This is a genomic window from Streptomyces albidochromogenes (genome assembly GCF_005981925.1).
In the GTDB taxonomy this organism is placed as follows: domain Bacteria; phylum Actinomycetota; class Actinomycetes; order Streptomycetales; family Streptomycetaceae; genus Streptomyces; species Streptomyces albidochromogenes.
Window position 1 is genome coordinate 26,162 of sequence record NZ_VBVX01000017.1, and the last position, 15,266, is coordinate 41,427.

Annotated in this window: 15 protein-coding genes; 10 read left to right on the plus strand and 5 right to left on the minus strand. The window is 69.8% G+C overall.

What is annotated here, in order from left to right:
• Positions 1-55: 55 nt before the first annotated feature.
• Positions 56-1,060, plus strand: a complete 1,005-nt coding sequence (locus E2E34_RS04290) for an MBL fold metallo-hydrolase (RefSeq protein WP_138900551.1) — start codon at positions 56-58, stop codon at positions 1,058-1,060.
• Positions 1,061-1,303: 243 nt separating this feature from the next.
• Here the strand turns inward: E2E34_RS04290 and E2E34_RS04295 are convergent, their stop codons facing one another.
• Complete coding sequence (locus E2E34_RS04295; protein ID WP_138900552.1) at positions 1,304-1,750, minus strand: ATP-binding protein; 447 nt, start codon at positions 1,748-1,750, stop codon at positions 1,304-1,306.
• 172 nt (positions 1,751-1,922) lie between these two features.
• Here E2E34_RS04295 and E2E34_RS04300 point away from each other — a divergent pair, with 172 nt between their 5' ends.
• The 3 genes from E2E34_RS04300 (at position 1,923) to E2E34_RS04310 (ending at position 4,769) form a co-directional block, all read left to right on the plus strand.
• The gene (locus tag E2E34_RS04300) at positions 1,923-2,690 is read left to right on the plus strand and encodes an IclR family transcriptional regulator (RefSeq protein ID WP_138900553.1); all 768 of its coding nucleotides are present in this window, start codon (positions 1,923-1,925) and stop codon (positions 2,688-2,690) included.
• A 61-nt stretch (positions 2,691-2,751) separates the two neighbouring features.
• Entirely contained in the window at positions 2,752-4,272 is a 1,521-nt protein-coding gene (glpK, locus tag E2E34_RS04305; protein WP_138900554.1) for a glycerol kinase GlpK, read from the plus strand.
• 218 nt (positions 4,273-4,490) lie between these two features.
• Positions 4,491-4,769: a hypothetical protein gene (locus E2E34_RS04310; RefSeq protein ID WP_138900555.1), complete on the plus strand. Its 279-nt coding sequence runs from the start codon at positions 4,491-4,493 to the stop codon at positions 4,767-4,769.
• 520 nt (positions 4,770-5,289) lie between these two features.
• On the opposite strand, the gene E2E34_RS04315 is transcribed toward E2E34_RS04310, so the two are convergent.
• Entirely contained in the window at positions 5,290-6,687 is a 1,398-nt protein-coding gene (locus E2E34_RS04315) for a TerD family protein (RefSeq protein ID WP_167518205.1), read from the minus strand.
• Between the two features lie 629 nt (positions 6,688-7,316).
• Between E2E34_RS04315 and E2E34_RS04320 the strand changes: the two genes are divergently transcribed.
• Positions 7,317-7,922: a hypothetical protein gene (locus E2E34_RS04320; protein WP_138900557.1), complete on the plus strand. Its 606-nt coding sequence runs from the start codon at positions 7,317-7,319 to the stop codon at positions 7,920-7,922.
• A gap of 88 nt (positions 7,923-8,010) precedes the next feature.
• On the opposite strand, the gene E2E34_RS04325 is transcribed toward E2E34_RS04320, so the two are convergent.
• Positions 8,011-8,691 carry an NAD(P)H oxidoreductase gene (locus E2E34_RS04325; RefSeq protein WP_167518206.1) on the minus strand — a complete coding sequence of 227 codons (681 nt, stop codon included), beginning with the start codon at positions 8,689-8,691 and terminating at the stop codon, positions 8,011-8,013.
• A gap of 113 nt (positions 8,692-8,804) precedes the next feature.
• Here E2E34_RS04325 and E2E34_RS04330 point away from each other — a divergent pair, with 113 nt between their 5' ends.
• The gene (locus E2E34_RS04330) at positions 8,805-9,734 is read left to right on the plus strand and encodes an AraC family transcriptional regulator (protein ID WP_425573412.1); all 930 of its coding nucleotides are present in this window, start codon (positions 8,805-8,807) and stop codon (positions 9,732-9,734) included.
• A 346-nt stretch (positions 9,735-10,080) separates the two neighbouring features.
• On the opposite strand, the gene E2E34_RS04335 is transcribed toward E2E34_RS04330, so the two are convergent.
• Positions 10,081-10,491: a DUF6281 family protein gene (locus tag E2E34_RS04335; protein WP_244315509.1), complete on the minus strand. Its 411-nt coding sequence runs from the start codon at positions 10,489-10,491 to the stop codon at positions 10,081-10,083.
• 103 nt (positions 10,492-10,594) lie between these two features.
• Here E2E34_RS04335 and E2E34_RS35275 point away from each other — a divergent pair, with 103 nt between their 5' ends.
• Positions 10,595-10,744: a hypothetical protein gene (locus E2E34_RS35275; RefSeq protein WP_167518207.1), complete on the plus strand. Its 150-nt coding sequence runs from the start codon at positions 10,595-10,597 to the stop codon at positions 10,742-10,744.
• Between the two features lie 151 nt (positions 10,745-10,895).
• Here E2E34_RS35275 and E2E34_RS04340 read toward each other — a convergent pair whose 3' ends face one another.
• Positions 10,896-11,279 (minus strand): nuclear transport factor 2 family protein, encoded by a 384-nt coding sequence (locus tag E2E34_RS04340; protein WP_138900560.1) that lies wholly within the window; start codon positions 11,277-11,279, stop codon positions 10,896-10,898.
• A gap of 591 nt (positions 11,280-11,870) precedes the next feature.
• Between E2E34_RS04340 and E2E34_RS04350 the strand changes: the two genes are divergently transcribed.
• The 3 genes from E2E34_RS04350 (at position 11,871) to E2E34_RS04355 (ending at position 14,967) form a co-directional block, all read left to right on the plus strand.
• Positions 11,871-12,287: a hypothetical protein gene (locus E2E34_RS04350; RefSeq protein WP_138900562.1), complete on the plus strand. Its 417-nt coding sequence runs from the start codon at positions 11,871-11,873 to the stop codon at positions 12,285-12,287.
• Positions 12,288-13,236: 949 nt separating this feature from the next.
• Positions 13,237-13,359, plus strand: coding sequence for a hypothetical protein (locus tag E2E34_RS36955; RefSeq protein WP_279637872.1), 123 nt, complete (start codon positions 13,237-13,239; stop codon positions 13,357-13,359).
• A gap of 195 nt (positions 13,360-13,554) precedes the next feature.
• Positions 13,555-14,967, plus strand: coding sequence for a family 2B encapsulin nanocompartment shell protein (locus E2E34_RS04355; RefSeq protein WP_138900563.1), 1,413 nt, complete (start codon positions 13,555-13,557; stop codon positions 14,965-14,967).
• Positions 14,968-15,266 lie beyond the last annotated feature (299 nt).

The following is a 15,266-nucleotide window of genomic DNA, read 5'->3' on the forward strand; positions in this document are numbered from 1 at the left end:
GACTCCAAAGTTTTGATCTTGGACGGCGAGGGCTGAGTCCTGATCTCCTGACGCCATGAGCGACGACACAGACGCACAGCGCCCGAAGCGGCGCGTCCAGAGCTTCGGCCGACGTACGGTGCTGCGTGGCGCCGCACTCCGCGCGGCCGCCCCGCTGCTTCCCGCCGCGACCGCCGTCTCCGCGGCGGCGCCTCGTAGGACCCCGGCGGCTGGTTCGGCGTCCTTCCGCTGGCTGGGCACCTCCGGCTGGCGCATCGACGTGGACGGCCGGACGGTGCTCTTCGATCCGTACCTCACCCGGTTCAAGACCGGTCTGTTCGACGGGGGCTTCACGCCGGGTACGAAGCTGAGGTCCGATCCCGGGCTGGTACGGGAGCACATCGGCCACCCCGAGATCGTCCTGGTCAGCCACTCCCACTGGGACCACGTCGCCGATGTCCCCCACATCGCCAAGTCCACCGGCGCCCTGGTCGTCGGCACGGAGACCACTTTCCATCTGCTGGTCGCGTTCGGTGTCGACCCGGGACAGATCTCGGTGGTGAAGGGCGGCGAGGTGCTGGACTTCGGCGGGATCACCGTGGAGGTCGTGCCCAGCCTGCACAGCCGCAACAAGCGGCACTCCTATTTCGCTCCGGGCACGCTGAGCGCGCCGCCCGCGGCTGCCCCGAGGACCATCTCCGACCTGCCGGAGGGCGACACGCTCGCTTTCCAGGTGACGGCCGGGAGCGGCGGGCCCTCGGCGTTCCTGATGGGCGCCAGTGACTTCTCCGAGCGGTCCGTGCAGGGTCTGAGCCCCGATCTCGCGATGGTCGCGGTACCGTCCAGCGCCTCCACGTCCCGTTACGTACCCCGGCTGTTGCGGGCACTGGGCCGGCCCGGCGTCGTCGTGCCCGTCCACTGGGACAACTTCGAGGAGCCGCTGAGCGAGCCCCCGCGCCGCGACCCGGCGATGGACCTGGAGGCGTTCACCGCCCAGGTCCACCACGAGTCCCCGACGAGCCGGATCGTCGTACCGGACTACCGCGCCACGTACGACGGAGACATGCGACCGAACCCCTGACGCCCTTCTGTGGGCCGGGAGGCCGGTCCCAACTGTCCCTCCTGCCCGCTCCATCCGTCCGGCGGGTCGTCCTGCCCCACCGCGACACCCCTCCCGCGTGCCCGAGCGGTCGGCCCATCGCCGCCCGCGAACCGGATCCGCCGGCATCAGCGGCCCGACGGGTCCCACATCGCATCGGTGATCACTGATCGGACCGACACGTCCGCTCAGCTGCCAACCCCTTCAAGAGGCACGTGCTAGGAGCTAGGCCGCGGCGAGGTCGGCCCAGCGTGTGATCCCCTCGGTCCCCACACGTACGCCGCAGCGGGCGGCCAACGCGGTGACGATGTCGATGCCGCGGCCGTGCTCGTCCGGGTCCGGCGCTTCCCATCCGTCGCCGGCGAGGACGGGTCCCGCGTCGGTCACTTCCACGCGCAGGGCCCCGTGTCCGTCGACGCGGACCCGCGACAACCGCAGTGTCGCCGGTGGCAGGGCGTGGACCAGGGCATTGGTCAGGAGCTCCGAGACCACCACGAGTGCGTCCATGACGGCGTCGGGAGACAGGCCCCACTCGGCGAGCAGGTCGCGGACCCGCCCGCGGACGGCGGGCACGGCCCCCGGGGTGTGGGGCACGGGGCAGACATGATCGACAACGTCGGGGCCGGGGCGAGCGACTGTCCCGGGGCCGACGATGTTGAGCGGGGCGGCCATCTGCCCTCCTTGACGAACGGTGCCGACGGGGTGTCGACGTCACGCACGCTATGAGGTGATAAAAGTCCGGTCAATAAACGTCGGTCGGCATTACCGAACGCAAGTCGAGATCGGGAGGAATCGCCGCGTCATGGCCGATGTGGGACGGGGAAGGCGGATCTAGAATCGCGGTATGGCCGGTCCCGTCCAGTCCATCGAACGGGCGGCGGCGATTCTCCGCCTGCTCGCCGCGGGCCCTCAGCGGCTCGGGCTCGGGGAGGTGGCCGCCTCGCTGGGGCTGGCGAAGGGGACGACCCACGGCATTCTGCGCACCCTCCAGCTCGTGGATTTCGTCGAGCAGGACGCGGCGACCGGGAAGTACCAGCTCGGGGCGGCCCTCCTGCACCTCGGCACCAGCTACCTCGATGTGAACGAACTGCGATCACGCTCGATCAACTGGGCCGACGCCCTGGCCGCCCGCAGCGGTGAAGCGGTCCGCCTCGGCACTCCCCTGGAGGGCAGAGTGCTCGTCATCCACCACGTCTTCCGGCCGGACGACACCCTCCAGACCTTGGACGTGGGCGCCCTGCTGCCCTTGCACGCCTCGTCGCTCGGAAAGGTGCTGCTGGCGTTCGGCACCGCGAACCTCGATTCGGCGGTCGACGCCGGGCTGGAGGCGTACACCCGGCACACCATGGCCCACGCGGACGAGCTGACCCGCGCCCTCGCCGAGATCCGGGAGAACGGCTGGGGCTCCGAAGTGCAGGAGATGAGTATGGGGGAAGCCGGCGTCGCCGCGCCCATCAGGGGGCACGGGGGCCTCGTGGTGGGCGCCATCGGCCTGTCCGGCCCGGTCGAGCGGATCTGTGACGTCAGGGGCCGGCCGGAACTCAAACTGCTCACCGTGCTGCGCGAGGCCGCCCGGGCGATCTCACGAAACCTGGGGGCCGCCCGCTGGTAGGCCCCTCGTGCAGCGCATCTCCACGCTCGCATCTCCACGCATCGGAAAGGCGGTCCGGATCATGGTCGAACGGTATGTGATGTCCATCGACCAGGGCACCACCTCCACCCGGTGCATCCTGTTCGACCACCGCGGGCGATTGGTGTCCGTGGCCCAGCGCGAGCACCAGCAGTTCTTCCCGAAACCCGGCTGGGTCGAGCACGACGCCCTGGAGATCTGGCGCAATCTGCGGCGCATCGTGCCCGAGGCCCTCTCCGGCGCGGGCGACGGCGTCTCCGCCGAGGCCGTCTCCGCCCTCGGCATCGCGAACCAACGCGAGACGACCGTCCTCTGGGACCGGCGGACCGGCACCCCGCTGAGCAGGGCGATCGTCTGGCAGGACACCCGCACCGCCCCGCTCGTCGAAGACCTGCGCGGCGACCCGGGCGACGCGTTCTTCCTGGAACGCTGCGGCCTGGCGCCTTCGACCTACTTCTCCGCACCACGGATCCGCTGGCTCTTCGACCACGTGCCCGGTCTGGCACAGCGGGCCGCGAACGGCGATGTCCTGTTCGGCACGATGGAGTCCTGGCTGATCTGGAACCTCACCGGAGGGACGGCGGGAGGCCGCCACATCACCGACGTGACCAACGCCAGCCGCACGATGCTCATGAACATGGGCACGCTCGCATGGGACGAGGAACTGCTGGGGTTCTTCGGGATACCGCACGCGATCCTTCCCGAGATCCGGTCCTCGGCGGAGTGGTACGGCGACGACCGCTCGGTGCTCCCCGGCAGGCCCATCACGGCCGCGCTCGGCGATCAGCAGGCCGCCCTCTTCGGTCAGACCTGCTTCTCCCCGGGCGAGGCGAAGTGCACCTACGGAACCGGCAGCTTCCTGCTGCTCAACACCGGCACCGACGTCGTCCGGTCCAGCAACGGACTGCTCACCACCGTCGCCTACAAGATCGACGAGCAGCCCGCTGTCTACGCGCTGGAAGGCCCGATCGCCGTCACCGGCGCCCTGGTCCAGTGGTTCCGTGACCGGCTGGAACTCATCACCAGCGCACCGGGCATCGAGACCCTGGCGCGGACCGTCGAGGACAACGGCGGCTGCTACATCGTCCCGGCGTTCTCCGGTCTCTTCGCGCCCCACTGGCGCAGCGACGCACGCGGCGTCATCGTCGGCCTGACCTCGTACATCACCAAGGGGCACCTGGCCAGGGCGGCGCTGGAATCCACCGGCTGGCAGACGAAGGAGGTCGTCGACGCCATGAACGCCGACTCCTCGCTCACCCTGAGAGAGCTGAAGGTCGACGGTGGCATGACGTCCGACAACCTCCTCATGCAGATCCTGGCCGACGTCCTCGACGTGCCGGTGGTGCGGCCCATGGCGGCCGAGACCGTGTCCCTGGGCGCCGCCTACGCCGCCGGGCTGGCCGCCGGCTACTGGGCGGACTTGGAAGTGCTGCGCGGCAACTGGCACCGGGCGGCCCAATGGCTGCCGGACATGGACCCCACGCGGCGGGCGTCGGAGTACGAGAACTGGCAACGAGCCGTCGAACGGTCCTTGGGCTGGATCAGACGGCCGAACGGCCCCTAGCACTCCAGTCGGACTGACACCCCCGTTAGGCGCCCCGGCCGGCTTGGAGAATGTGCGCGGCCCCAGCGGGATCCAGAAGCACTCGACTGGATCATCCTGGCCACCCGCCGGGCCTTTGCGCAAGGATGGTCTCAGTGATCACCGCTGACCCTCTGGAGGGGGCCATGGCCGACGTCTGGGTACTGAGTCCAAGTCATAGCGAGCCGGAGAAAAGCCGTTTGATCCGTTCCGACGCCATCACCTATCTCAGCACCTCGGCCGAGGAGCTCGTCGCGGCCCGCGTCGGCTCGGACGACACCGTGGTCCTGGTTCACCGGGCCACCCAGGGCGGCAGAGACCTCCCCGAGGACTTCCACCTCGCCTACCTGGCCAAGCTCGCCGTGGCCCGCGGGCGAGCCCGCGTGAGCGAGGAGGACCTGGTGCTCCTCGCCGACACGGACGACAACGGCGCCTGGGACTGGTCAGTGCTTCCCGTCTCGGAGCTCTGGCCGGGCTGACCCGTAACTCGGCCGCCGCACGGAAGGACGAGCCGGGCGCGATCGTCCTGCGGTCCCGCGCGCGCGGCGCGGGACCCGTCGGCCACCTTCGCCGGCCGGCAGCGTCCCATGCGCGATGTCGGCAGCGGAGGAAGTGCGCCGCGAGCCCGGGCGGCCGGCCCGAGCGCGCGGCAGCGTCGTACCCGCGCACCGCGTCGAAACGACCGCGGGCCGAGGCGTCGCCGGACAGCCAGGCGCCGTTGCCCTCCTGGTCGGCCTCGCGGTCCGCGGGGGTGCCCCAGGCGACACCCCATGTCCTCGGCCTCGGAGAAGAGGCACCCGGCGGCGAGCGAGCGGAGGGCGACCAGGGCCACCGCCCTCATGGACAGGGGCACCTGGTCCGGCCGCCGGACGGTGCGCGTTCACCTGCGTGGGCACGTCCGCTCGCCCCGGGCCGTCGCCGTCGACGGTCCACGTCGCACGTGCCCGATCGCGGCCGCCCCCCACTGCCGGCCACGCGCCCCGCGCCTGCCCGTGTCGGTCAGCGCAGGCGCTTCCAGAAAGGCGGGATCTCGCCCTCCTTGCGGTTGTGGTGCGGAGTGACCTCGCGGGGCGTGATGGTCCAGGGGCTGTCGCACGTGATGATCAGCAGTCGCGCCCCTCGCGTCAGCGCGACCGTGCTCCGCCCCGACTTGTACCCCGTGTACAGGCGGCGGCGCGAGGCGCTGCGCCTGAGGGCCTCGAGCTGGAACCAGGCATCGTCTCTGCTGTTGCGGTGCCTGATGGCGAGGTCCACGGCGGGGCCGGCGTACGCCAGGACATCCGGGCCGACGCCCTCGACGCGCTCGGAGAGGTCTCGTAGCACCGAGAGGGGGCTCACGGTGATCTTCCACTCGCCCTGCGCCTTCACACGCAGTCGCAGCGGTCCGTTTCCGTCGTGGTCCACGATTCCGCGCCCGTTGAAGTCCTCCATCCAGCTGCGGATGACCGACGGGGACCTCTCCTTGTTGCGGTGGTTCAGCGCCGTGATCTCGATAAGGCTTTCCCCCACCCTGGCCACGTCGACCACCGCGAACCCGGCCGGTATGGGGGCCTCCACCCGGACGATGTCCTCCCCCTTGCCCTCCTGCGAGAAGACGGGGAAGTCCGGCCCGAAGTCGGTCGGAAGGTGGTTCAGCCGTGTGGTGATGGTGCCCAGCAGAGGGGCGCCGGTCTTGGAAACGGGAATGCCGGCGGGCACGGCGGGAGCCTGAGCGGCTGCCTCATCATGTACGTCGGGTACCTGCGGCGACGCGGCTGCCTCCGGAAGCCCCGTGGCCGGAAGCGGCGGGGCGGGCGGGGGAGCCTCCGTCTGCGCAGGTGCGGGTGACGCGATGGCCGGCTCGGCCTCGGGCTCTTCCTCCTCGACCGTGAACCCGTAGTCCGTGGCCAGCCCCGGAAGCCCGGAGTCGTACCCCTGCCCGACCGCGCGGAACTTCCAGCCTCCGTTCCTTCGGTAGAACTCACCGAGCACGTAAGCGGTTTCGGTCGAGGCGTCGTCGCCGTCCACCGAGTAGACGGCCATCCGCTCACCCGACACCGCGCTGACCACCTCCACGTACAGCCCCGGTACGTCCCCGAAGGTTCCGCCCTCGGCCGAGGCCGCGATGATGATCCGCTCCACCTCCGGCTCGACCCGGCCCGGGTCGATCTCCAACCAGTCGGCCAGCCGCCCGTCCTCACCCTGGGCGTTGCCCAGAAGCTGTACGGCGCTGGTGGCGTGCGAGCGCTGGTTGTAGAAGATGAGGTCGCTCCGGCCCCTTACCTGCCCACTGTCGTCCAGCAGCAGTGCCGCTGGGTCGAGGACGGGCACACCGGGCCCGGCCGTTCGACGAACTACCGCGACCCGCACGGGCTCGCCGGACATGGGCAGATTGCCCCCCTTGATGATCTGCGTCATGGTGCCATCGTCGCAGGCCAGTTGCCCGCGCGTCGAGTGTTTGTTCCCTAAGGGGTGATCGCTGTCGGTGTCCTGACGCGCCGACAAATCTGCTCCGGGCAGGCGGAGATGCGCTTCGGGCGGGCGCTCCCGCGCGGTGGCTCGTTTACGGACGGGAGCGCAAGGGGGGCTTATCCGGGTCCGGCGAGCCCTCCTGGCCGTCTCGTATCTTTCCGCACAGGATCCGGATGCGATGGCCGGGCGCCTGCCGAGGGCGGAAGTGAGCGCGGGTGGCAGAGCCGGCCGGTCGTCGAACTGGAAGCCCATGCAAGCGAAGGCGAAACGGTCGTCTGTCCAGTACCAGTGGGGGAGGCGCGCGATGCAGGGATTCGGGGCCGACAGCCTCCCGCCTCAGACGACATACCGAGTGTTGATCACGGACCAGGACGGGCGATGTTCGTCCACCACGGCAACAGCACGGCAACACCACGGTGCGCCGCGGCTGCCGTGGCGCCGGGCCGGCCACGGTCCGCGTCTTGCACGTTTGTCCGGGGAGCGCGGTGGAAGAGTTGACCCCGACGACCGTCCGGCCGAGTCCTGGCGGGACGGCCGATCCTCCTCGACGCCCTGAACAGAACAGGAGCCCGCCGTTGCGCCTCTACGCCCAGACTCCCGCACGCCGGAACCGCCAGTTGCTCGTGGACCTGATCGCCGTGACGCTGATCGCCCTCACGGTGTGGGCGGCGTTCTTCGTCCGAGACATGATCATGCTGCTGGCCGAGCCGGGGCGGAAGGTCGAGAGCTCCGGAGACGGCCTCGCCGAGGAACTCGGCAACGCCGGGGACGCGGCGTCGGACGTACCGCTCATCGGCGACGCCCTGAAGAAGCCGCTCCAATCCGCAGCCGACGCCAGTTCCGGCTTCGCGGACGCCGGCGCCTCGCTCCAGGAATCCGTCACCCAGGTCGCCGACGTGACGACCACGGCTCTCGTCGTCATCCCCGTGCTCCTCATCCTGGCTCTGTGGCTCCCCCCGCGCCTGCTCTGGATTCGCCGCAGCATGATCGTCCGCCGCCTCGCCGACGCGCCGGGCGGCGCCGACCTGCTCGCCCTGCGCGCCCTCACCGGCCCCCCGGCCGCCCTCGTCGAGCTGCCCGCCCCGCCCGGCGGATTCGCCGACGCCTGGCGCCGGGGCGACCCAGAGGTCATCACCACCCTCAGCGCGGTCGCCCTCGCCCACACTGGCCTGCGCCCCTGACGCGCGCCTCCCACGGCGAGGGACAACCGCCACACGGATACGGGACCGGGGGACCGGGGTGCGTACGGGGCCGCCGTGCCCCCGGCGGTCAGGCCGCCACAAGTTCCTCGGCGACGAAGCCTTCCACGAACTCACGTGCACGACGGTCGAGATCGGCGTACTGCGCCTCTCGCTCAGCACCCGTGACCGCTTCGCCGACCAGGAGGTTGCCGTCGGCGTCGACGCGCTGCGGGCGCTCCTCCGCGTTGGTGAGCAGGCCGACGGTGGACTGGGAGAAGCCGCAGTAGTAGGCGATGCCTTCGCTCAGGTTGGTCTCGAGGACGGTTTGCATCCCCTCCACGACGGGATCGCCGGCAGTGGCGCCGGCCAGTCCCAGCCACAGCATGCGCTTGCCGGCGAGGCGGGGCTTACTGCGGCCGTAGGCGAACCCGTAGTTCCATACGCGGTCGATCCAGCCCTTGAGGATGGCGGGCACGCTCTGCCAGTACACCGGGAAGACGGCGACCACGACATCGGCGTCGAGGATGCGCTGCATATGGGCGTGCGCTTCGTCCGAGTACGCCTTCTCCCTGTTGCCCCACTCCGGCTGGTCCGACGTGTTCATCCGCGGGTCGAACCCCTCGGCGTGCAGGTCGAGCAGGTCGATGCGGTATCCGGCGGCTTCGAGCCGGCCGGCAGCACGGCGGGCCGTGTGCGCGGTGAGGGAATCGGCGCGGTGGTGTGCGACGACCACGAGGGCTGTCCTGGCATGGCTGTCGTGCTGCGTCACGGTGTCTCCTGGCTGGTCTCGGTCGATGCGATAAATCCATTACAGCCACCGTGACTTGGATGATCCATGGGAGAAACGCTCTGAAACATAGGAGATCGTCTACGATGCGTTCCGTGGATCCTTTGAGTTCGCTCCTGAGCGGTATCCGGGCCGAGGGCTCGGTCGTCAGTCACGCCGTACTGACGGCGCCCTGGACCATCCGCTTCGCCGACGACGCACCGCTCATCATGATCAGCGTGCTGCGCGGCGGGGGCACCCTGCTGTTGCCCGACGGCACCGAGCGGGCGGTCGGCGCGGGCGACACGGCCATCGTGCGCGGCCCCGCGCCGTTCCACCTCGCGGACCATCCCACCACTGTCCACAAGTCCCATGCGGCGTACGAGATCGCCTGCTTCACCACGGACGCCGAGTGCACCGCCCAGGAACTCGGCGGTATCCACTGGGGCACCGACTCGCAGGAGGCGACCGCGCTGATCGTGGGCGCCTACCGCGCCTCGGGCCACCGCCACGAGCGGCTCCTGCGTGCTCTGCCGCCCGTCCTGGTGGTCAAGGAGGACGCCGAGGTCTGTGCCTGGCTGGAGACGGCCGCCGCCGACGCCGCCCGTCTCTCGGCCGGTTCGCAGGCGCTGATGGACCGGCTCCTCGACTGGGCCCTGGTGTGCACGTTGCGCAGCTGGTTCGACCGGGCCGGCGCCGACGCGCCCAGCTGGTACCGGGGCCTCGCCGACCCGGTCCTCGCCCCCGCCCTACAGGCTTTCCACGACCGGCCCGCCGAGGCATGGACGGTGGCGTCGCTGGCCACGCGGGCCGGCGTCTCCCGGGCGCTGTTCGCCAAGCGCTTCACCCAGCTGATGGGCCGTCCGCCCCTCGCCTACCTCACGGAATGCCGAATGGACGAGGCCGAGGCGCTTCTGACCGACAGCGACCTCAGCATCGCCCAGATCGGAAGATCCGTCGGCTATGCGGACGCTTTCGGCTTCAGTGCGGCGTTCAAACGGCACAAGGGCCTGAGCCCCAGCACGTTCCGCACCGCGGCGGCTTGAGTTCCGGTCCGGCGACCGTGGGGGTGTTCATCTCACGGGTGTCGCTCTGCGTACGGTGTGCCCGGCCACACACCGCCCGGCCCGCTCTGTGCCTGAGGCCGTAGTACGCCCGTTACGCTGAAGCCCCCCGCCCGCCTGGCCTTTGCGAGCCCATGTGGGAACGGTTGTGCACCGTTGGACGTGACGGGTTCGGCCAGGCAGCTCAGGAGGGGCGGCACCGGACGGCAGCCGCAACCTGCAAGGGCCCCGGCACATCCCCGCACATGGCTGCCGCAGACAGTGCCCGCCCCAGAATCGGTACGAGATTCCTGGGCATCCCGGGCTTCGGCGGCGCCGCGCACGGGTATCACGAGCCGTCAATCAGTTTCTTGACCTCAGGAGGAAGCTCTTCGCCGCGTTTGATGGAGACGAGGAGGACATCGCTGGGCGCGTCGTCCACGGTGATGGCGATGCTGGGGTCCAGCCCTTTGACCGCATAGGCGGTCGTCGAGGCAGGAGTTGTCCTGCCATCGTCATTGTCGTTCGGGGTGTCGTCGCACGGGGGCAGGGTAGCGGTTCCGATCTTTGCCCCCACCGTGAAATTGACGTTGGCCACGTCCGAGTACGTACGGTTCTCGTACTCGACCAGGAACGCACAGGACGACGCGGACTCGCCGTCACTGCCCGTCGTGGTGCACGCAGAGCACGCCACAACGGCAGTCGCTGCCAGCAGCGCCCACGCGGCTCCGCTCCGGCCGGCCGGATGTACTGCCTGCATTGGTGCGCCTCCTTCGGGAGCGTCCCTCTAGGAAGTTATTCAAAGATGCTGTCGATGGGCGCCGGGCCGTACTCCGTGGCGCCCGCGGTGGTGATGCCGCTGGGTGAGCCAGGCACCGCAGAATGCCGACGGCGCTCACATAGAGGTCGGCCGTTCCGTCACCGTCCTTGTCGCGCAGTCGTACCAGGCCACCGAACTGGTCGTCGGCCCTCAGGGCCAGGGCATAACACGGGAGTTGCGGGGGAACCACTGATCCTCGACCCGCGCCGGAAGAGAGGAGCGCCTGCTTGACGTCCGGGGCGATGTCCATGTCGGCTCATCGCACCAGGTTGAAGCAGCCTGTGGGCCGCCGGCTCCTGGTGCCCCTGTCGGACACCGGGAGCGGCGGGACGCGTCGGCGGCGATCAGGCTGCTGGGGGCAGTCGGTCGAAGAAGCCGAACACCGCGCGGATCCGGCCCTCACCGTCGAGCGTGATCACATCGGACCCGGCGATCGGCGCCGACCCGTCGGCCTGGTTCACCAGCTCCCAGGAGAAGCGCGCGGTGTCGTGGTGTCCGTCGACGCTCCCTGCCAGCCGGAAGACGAACCCCGGGAACTGCTCGTGCGTCCCTGTGATCACCGCCGCGATCGCGTCGTGGCCGGCGGCGTCGGAGACTGGGTCGGTGTAGGTGCCGTCCGGCGTCCAGACCGCGGCGACGGCCTTGGCGCGAGCCTCGGCGCCGTCGGTGTTCCAGGCCTCCAGGTAGCGGGTGACGGTGTCGGCGTAACGGTCGGTGTGCGTGTCCATGGTGATGTGCCCCCAGAAGGTCGTGTCTGCCGGTCGGAACCGGTTCCCGGTCGCGGTGAACCGGTATGCATACCTTGCCCGCAGCCACCGGCCCCGGTCGATTGCCTTTCGGGTCGTGCGGCTCCCGCCCTCCCGGGTGGGCGATCCGGGCGTCGGCGCTACGCGGTGTGAACGGTGGCCTGCTCCCCTGGGAAAGATGGAACCGTGCGGGATCCGACCGTAGTCCATCCAGTGTCCCCCTGCTTGCTACGCTGCTGCGCCCTCATCGGTGAGCAGCGCGCCTGCCCGGTTTGTGGTGCTGCGCAGGAATCCGTCCGCGGGGAAGCGTTCCCTCGCGGACTTCCCGAAGACGCTGCCGGCGAATCACCCCTACCGAACACGGTGCGCTCTCCCCGGCCGCCCCACGGCACGCAAAGCACAGAAACCCTGCACGCCATCAACATCACCGCATGCTCCTCGGGCCTACTGTCTCCGCTGGAGACAGCGCCACAGCGTGAGTTGGGGAGGCCGGTCGCCGCGCCTGAGCAGGGTGACCGACGGCTACTCATGGTGTGAGTGCCCATGGGCACCATTCATCAGGGGAGACATCGCATGGCTGGAAAGATCAGCAAGTTCGCCGCCGCGGCCGCCGCGGCGACGGCGCTCGTGACGCTCACGGGGAGCCCGGCGAGCGCGGCCGACACGGCGTACAACACGCGGAGTGTGTGGCTGAACGGCGAACCGAGTGGGGCAAACGTGAACGCGTGCACCACCAGGAGCATGTATCTGGCCAGCGGCACCTACACATGGACCCAGATCTTCGGGAGCAACCGCACGCCGACCCGCGACATCTACCTGGCCACGGGCACCTACACGTGGAGGGACTGCATCGTCCCCCACAACGGCTACTACGAGCAGACGTCCAGCCTGTCCAAGCCCGGTTCGGCGACGGCGTACCTCATCAGCCCGGGCTTCGGCCAGCCGTCGGGCACTTACACCTTCGGCTCGCTGCTCGACCCGCACTTCTGATCGACCGCCGGGGCACCGCCCCGATCCGCTGAGGCGCGCCGGCCAAGGCCGGTCCGCCTCAGCGGCAGCGGCGCGCGGGCCGCAGCAGCGGGCGACCACCGACAGCCTGAGGGCTGCGATTCACATGGCCGGCCGCGCTTCTGACGCGGGGCGGGTGTCTGGGCGGGAGCCTCGGCGCCCAGTCGTCCAGTGCGCACTTGAATGCGGCGACGAGCATGTCGAGAGCGGGCCGGGCACGCAGGTCGTCCGGCGCGGCGAGGTCGAACCGGCGGTACAGAATGGCAAGCGCCGTTTGGCTCGTGCTGCGGCAGAAGTGCAGCCCGTGCGCGTCCATGGGCGGATTCCGGGCGGCCTGCTCACCGGCGCACTCGCCATCGGTGCCGTCGCAGCGGGCCTGCTCGGCGGACTGACAACCGTGCACGCCATGCACTGGGTGGGAGGTGCCGTCCTCGCGACGGCGTTTCTGCCCGTCTTCCTGTCTCCGGGCACGCTCGAAATCGTCAACAGCAACTCCATGACGTGCTCCGCGCGACGCCTCGACGGCCGGGATTCGGTCGTTCTCATCCCGCTGGGAGTCTTCGCGCGGGCGAAGGCCTCGCCCGCAGACTCCTTCAGCACCTGGCCAACGGAAGCCGGTTCGGGTAGTGGGAAATCCTTTGGACCACCGGCCCGGCTGGGAGACAGCCCCCGGGCTGGTCCCTGTGTACGGCCAGTACGAAGGCGACGGCAAGCAGCAGTGAGCTGCCCTGAAGCCGTTCGACGACGGCACCGAACCCGACGCATTCCGCGACACCGCTGCTGACGACATCATGACCCTGTGTCTGCGCTACCTGGCGGTGTACGAGATGACGCACGTCGTCAGCCGCCATGACCGGCTCCTCGAACTGGTCCGCTCCCACGATCCGCTGCTGCCCGCATGAGCTACGGGGACATATCGCGATGTCTCCCGGTGACGGCTCTGAAGTACGGGACACCAGTACTCCACATGCAGTGGCGCATCGCCGAGGAGTACCGCCTGGGCATGCGGATCGAAGGGCTGCTCATGCTCATGAACGACTCGGAGGACGGCTGAGGGCCGAGCGTCACGTCGCGTGTCCGGCGTCAGCGATCCGAAGGCTCCCGGCACTTGCACGTGCGTGCGAAGAAACGACACGGCGGGGTCGCTACCCCGAGCAGGAAAGGGGCATTCACCTTCTTTCGTGTGATGACAAACGAAGTGGTGCGGAGGGAGTGTAACTAGGACCCGCAGGTGAGCAGAGGATCACACATGACCGTTGAAGCCGACCGCGATGCCGTACCGGCACAGGCGTCCAAGCAGCAGAGCCTCGCGACGGCTGCCGCGCGGAACCTGGCGACGACCGCCAAGTCCGTACCGCAGATCCAGGAGACCTCCTCGCGGTGGCTGCTGCGGATGCTCCCTTGGGTGGACGTGCAGGCCGGCACCTACCGGGTGAACCGGCGGCTGAGTCATGCCGTGGGGGACGGACGGGTGACGTTCGTGCAGACCGGCGGGCGAGTCTCGGTCGTCCCGGCCGAGCTGGGCGAACTGCCGGCGCTCAGGAACTACGACGACGACGCGGTGCTCGGTGAACTGGCGGGCCGCTGCGAGCAGATCGACTGTGCGCCCGGCACCGTGCTGGCCCGGGCCGGCGAACCCCAGGACCGGATCTTCCTGCTGGCCCACGGGCGCGTGGACAAGGTGGGCAGCGGACCGTACGGCACAGACGCCGTACTGGGTTTCCTGGCCGACGGCGCCTACTTCGGTGACCGTTGCCTGACCGAATCGGACGCTGCCTGGGAGTGCACGTTCCGCGCCACCACCGCCAGCACGGTACTGGTGCTGCCCAGGAGTGACGTCGACGACCTCGCCGCCCGCAGCCAGTCGCTCAGCGGCCACCTGCGCGCGGTCGCGGCACTCCCACGCCGGCGCACCAACCGGCACGGCGAGGCGGCCATCGACCTCGCGGCCGGACACGTGGGCGAACCGGTCGTTCCGCACACATTCGTCGACTACGAGCCGGAGCCGCGAGAGTACGAGCTCTCCATCGCGCAGACCGTCCTGAAGGTCCACAGCCGCGTTGCCGATCTCTACAACGATCCGATGAACCAGACCGAGCAGCAGCTCCGCCTCACCCTCGAGGTGCTGCGCGAGCGCCAGGAGTACGAACTCGTCAATAACCGGGAGTTCGGCCTGCTCAGCAATTGCGACTACGCGCAGCGCATCCAACCCCACGACGGGGTGCCCAGCCCCGACGACATGGACGAACTGCTCTCCATGCGACGCGGCAACAAGTTCTTCCTCGCCCACCCCCGGGCCATCGCCGCGTTCGGCCGCGAGTGCAGCAAGCGCGGTCTGCTCCTGGAGCCGGTCGACGTGGGGGGCCACCGCATCCCGTCCTGGCGTGGTGTGCCGATCTACCCGTGCGGAAAGATCCCTGTCAGCGAAGCCCGCACGACCTCGATTCTGTGCATGCGCACGGGCGAGGACGACCAGGGCGTGATCGGGCTGCGGCAGTCGGGCGTCCCGGACGAGATCGAGCCGAGCCTGTCGGTGCGGTTCATGGGCATCGACGAGCAGGCGATCATCCGCTACCTGGTCACGGCGTACTACTCGGCCGCCATCCTGGTGCCCGACGCGCTGGGTGTCCTGGAGAACGTCGAAGTCGGCCGCTGGCGCTGACGGAAGCCGGCAGGCCCGCCGGCCCCGCCGCCGACGCCGCCGGTACGTGCACCGGCAACCGGTTCGTGCCCGCACCGGCAACCGGGTCGTGCCCACGCCCGCTTACGACGCTCCCGCGGTCACCTCCCGCAAGCCGCATCCGCCCGATCACCCGCAGGTGCTTTCGCCCACCGATCCGAAAGGCACTTCACGCATGCCCCGAACCAGTGGCGCCGGTGTCCCTCCGTGGACGTGGAACGGGCCTCCGGCGGCCGGTCCACCGGTCCTCCCCGCCCTCCCCACGCCTCGTACGACCGAGC